5 protein-coding genes are annotated in these 3,492 nt (G+C 44.9%); all 5 read right to left on the bottom strand.

Annotation, left to right across the window (positions count from 1 at the left end):
• On the bottom strand, positions 1-590 hold a 590-nt coding region (locus F7C14_RS07455; RefSeq protein ID WP_290901454.1), incomplete at its 3' end, for a methylmalonyl-CoA mutase family protein.
• On the bottom strand, positions 568-999 hold the full coding sequence (locus F7C14_RS07450) for a cobalamin-dependent protein (protein ID WP_290901452.1): 432 nt from the start codon (positions 997-999) through the stop codon (positions 568-570). The genes F7C14_RS07455 and F7C14_RS07450, both read right to left, overlap by 23 nt.
• A gap of 10 nt (positions 1,000-1,009) precedes the next feature.
• The gene (locus F7C14_RS07445) at positions 1,010-2,152 is read right to left on the bottom strand and encodes an acyl-CoA dehydrogenase family protein (protein WP_290901450.1); all 1,143 of its coding nucleotides are present in this window, start codon (positions 2,150-2,152) and stop codon (positions 1,010-1,012) included.
• A 6-nt stretch (positions 2,153-2,158) separates the two neighbouring features.
• Entirely contained in the window at positions 2,159-2,650 is a 492-nt protein-coding gene (locus F7C14_RS07440) for a 4-vinyl reductase (protein ID WP_290901448.1), read from the bottom strand.
• The coding region (locus F7C14_RS07435; RefSeq protein ID WP_290901446.1) for a hydantoinase B/oxoprolinase family protein at positions 2,650-3,492 on the bottom strand (843 nt) is incomplete at its 5' end. The genes F7C14_RS07440 and F7C14_RS07435, both read right to left, overlap by 1 nt.

Below are 3,492 nucleotides of genomic sequence, written 5' to 3'. Positions count from 1 at the left end.
TTTACTGAAGGTTCCACCGGAAATATCCAAGCTCCCCTTGAGATGAACTCCTTGAGAATATCATTCTGAGGAGTTGCCCTTATCTTCTTTAAATCGACTCCCTGTTTCTCAGCCATGACGAAGTACATCGACAGAATTATCGGAGCTGTAGCGTTTATCGTCAGAGAAACGCTGATCTGATCTATTGGAATTCCGTCAAAAGCTATTTCCATATCCTTCAGCGTATCCACAGCCATTCCAACTCTGCCGACTTCCCACTTCGCTAAGGGGTGATCTGAATCAAGTCCGAGCTGGGTTGGCAGGTCGAAAGCCACGTTTAAAGCATTTTGTCCGTGAGCCAAAAGGAATTTGAACCTCTGATTTGAATCTTCCGGAGTTCCAAATCCTGCATATTGCCTCATCGTCCAAGGGCGGTAGCGGTACATAAATTTGTGAATTCCCCTTGTGTAGGGAAACTCTCCGGGATCTCCAATATCCCTTTCGTAATCAATATCCTTTATGTCTTCGGGACGGTAAATCGGCTTAACTTCAATTCCTGATTCTAAAACAACTTTTTTTAGATCCTTTTCAGTTATTTCCTTTTTGGTCATGGCAGATCTCCTCCTCAAGCTTTTTGAAGAAATCCAAAACTTCATCAATTCTCGTTCCAACTGGAAAAACTTCCGCAACTCCCATCTCTTTCAGCTTCTTCACATCCTTTTTAGGAATCACACCCCCAACCACCACAACTATATCTTCGGCATTAGCTTCCTTCAGCTTCTGCATAAGTTCTTGAGAGGCAGGAAGGTGGACTCCGGAGTAGAAGCTTAGCCCGATAACGTCAACATCTTCCTCTATAGCTGTTTTCACGATCTCATCTATCGTTCTTCTTAATCCAGTGTATAGGACTTCGTAGCCGGCGTTTCTCAAATACAAAGCAAGTATCTTCGCCGCTTTATCGTGACCGTCTAATCCCGTTTTTGCGATAAGAACTCTCAGTCTCCTCTTTTTTTCAGTCATAATCGTCACCTCACAATCCCAGTTCAGAGGCAATGATCAGCTTCAAAATTTCAGAAGTTCCGCCTCCTATGATAAGAAAGCGAACATCTCTGTAAAATCTTTCAACAGCGTGATCTTTTGAAAAACCGTAGCTTGCGAAAACCCTCGAAGCTATGTCAACGGCTTTAACCGCTGCTTCACTTGCGAACAGTTTTGCCATGCTCGCTTCTTTAATAGGCTTTTCTCCTCTATCCACGAGCCATGCTGCGTGATAAACAAGCCATTTTGCCGCTTCGAGCTCAGTTGCAGCTTCTGCGATCATCAGCCTCACAGCCTGAAACTTTCCTATAGGTTTTCCAAACTGGACTCTTTCCTTTGCATATTCTATTGCATCCTTTATCGCCGCAAAACCAACTCCAAGGCTTAAAGCTCCGGTGGAGACTCTTATCTCAGCTAAAATCTCCCTCAAATATATGTGACCCATTCCTTCCTTTTCACCAAGGAAATGATCAGCTGGAATCCTTACATCGTTAAAAACGACTTCGGAAGTCTTTAAACCTCTCAGACCCATTTTGTCAATCTCTCTTCCTACTTCAACCCCTTCTACTTCTCTCGGCACTAAAAAGAAATCTATTCCCTCCATTCCCTTTCCTTTGCTTGTTCTCGCAGCAACGGTGTAAAAGTCAGCTATGCTCCCGTTTGTTACCCAAGTTTTTACTCCGTTTATAACGTACTCATCTCCATCTTTTACAGCCGTCGTTGTGATGTTGCCGAGGTCTGATCCGGCATTTGGCTCCGTCATGCAGATTGCTCCTATTTTCTCCCCTCTAATGGCTGGAACGAGGTACTCCTCTTTCAACTCCTCACTTCCAAATTTGGCTATGAAATGAGTACTCTGAAAAGCCTGAATTGTAGCGCTCGCAGCCAGACTCAGCAGACCCTTAGCCATTTCCTCGCAGAAAATGCAGAATGTAACGCAGTCAGCGTTAGCTCCTCCATACTCTTCTGGATACCTCAAACCGAAACACCCAAGATCTGCAAGTTCCTTGAAAAGATCTTTGGGAAATTCTCCGCTTCTTTCAATTTCGTTTGCTCTTGGCTTTACTTTCTTTTCGACAAATTCTTGGAGAGTTTTTCTAAAAATCTCCTGCTCTTCGGTAAAAGTGAAGTCCATAAAGCATCACCTTCTTTCAACAACTATTTCGCAATAAGCATCACCTTTTGCCTTGCACAATCTCTCTTCGCTTACCGCTTTTCCGAAAATTATCTCTCCAACTCCGGCAAAAACTCCCTCTATAAGGTGACAAACTCCCTCATCCGATTTTCCGTATGCTTCGGCGAAAGGTGAGTTGTGGACTCTAATAACGAATTTTTCTTCGTGAAGTTCCCATTCCATTCTTCCCCAGCCAAGCTGAGTCCCCATATAACACATGAAAGCGAGGATTTCCTCCTCTGAAAGTCCAAGTTCTTTCGTGAACTTTTCAGCCGATAATTTACCTCCGGTGTACCCTCCAGAGAAGAGAGCCTCCTTAGCTTCCCCACAAATTTCGTTCACCTTTTTCTGGATTCCGACTATCGTTTCGGGTCGGATGAAAAGGTAGCGGATATCCTTGTAGTACCACCCTCCAGATTCTTTGTCGTAGGATATTTCCTCTACAAGTTTGATTTCCATCAAATTTCACCTCTCAGCTTTTTTGTAGCTTCAACATCAACTTTCAGCGTTTTTGGATCTATTACGACCTTGTAATCTTCCTTGGCTTTCTCTATCGTAACCTTTCCGTCTCTGACGTCCTTTTCGATGAGGGAAAAGTCTCTCTCAAGTGGATTCCCGTATCCTCCTCCTCCGGGAAGCTGCAGGCTCACGACGTCTCCTTTCTTCAAAACGTCAATCCCCTTCGATTTCAAACGGATGTTATCTTTATCCGGATTCAGAATGAATCTTCCCGGCATGCCGGGTTTTCCTCCGAAAAGACCGTGGGGAGGGAACTTCTGACTATCTCCGTACCTTGCAAAAACGACCTCGTCCGTCAAAAATCTGATATCTCTCCTCAAACCTAAAGCTCCTCTGTATTTTCCTGCTCCCCCTGAATCCGGTATGAACTCGTACCTTTCTATCATTACCGGGTACTCTATCTCTATAGCCTCTATCGGAGTGTTCATGAATCTGGCGAGGTGCGAATCCTGTCCGTCTTTACCGTCTTTGAACGGACGAGCACCCATTCCACCCCCCATGATCTCGATGTAAATCCATCTCCTTCCGTTCTGATAACCGCTGAAGCTGCAAGTTGTTATCTGGGCATGACTACCAGCCATGACTCTGTCTGGAGCTGCTTCGCTCAAAGCTTTGAGCATGGCTTCGGTTATCTTCTGGGAACAGTTTGTTCTCGCTGCGACAGCTGCTGGTGGTCGTGGATTGACTATCAGCCCTTCTTCGGCTTCGATCGTTATCGGTCTGTAGCAGCCGGAATTTATCGGAACGTGGGGGTCGACAACAGCTATAATCGTGTAGTAAAC

This window comes from Ferroglobus sp., assembly GCF_015521575.1.
Classification (GTDB): Archaea; Halobacteriota; Archaeoglobi; order Archaeoglobales; family Archaeoglobaceae; genus Ferroglobus.
The sequence above is the reverse complement of the archived record's forward strand: the minus strand, read 5'-3'. Positions and strand labels throughout refer to the sequence as shown.

Bases quoted from the DNA above. Each gene is read 5' to 3' on its own strand.
- F7C14_RS07450 (WP_290901452.1), bottom strand. From the start codon at position 999: ATGACTGAAAAAAAGAGGAGACTGAGAGTTCTTATCGCAAAAACGGGA.
- F7C14_RS07445 (WP_290901450.1), bottom strand. From the start codon at position 2,152: ATGGACTTCACTTTTACCGAAGAGCAGGAGATTTTTAGAAAAACTCTC.
- F7C14_RS07440 (WP_290901448.1), bottom strand. From the start codon at position 2,650: ATGGAAATCAAACTTGTAGAGGAAATATCCTACGACAAAGAATCTGGA.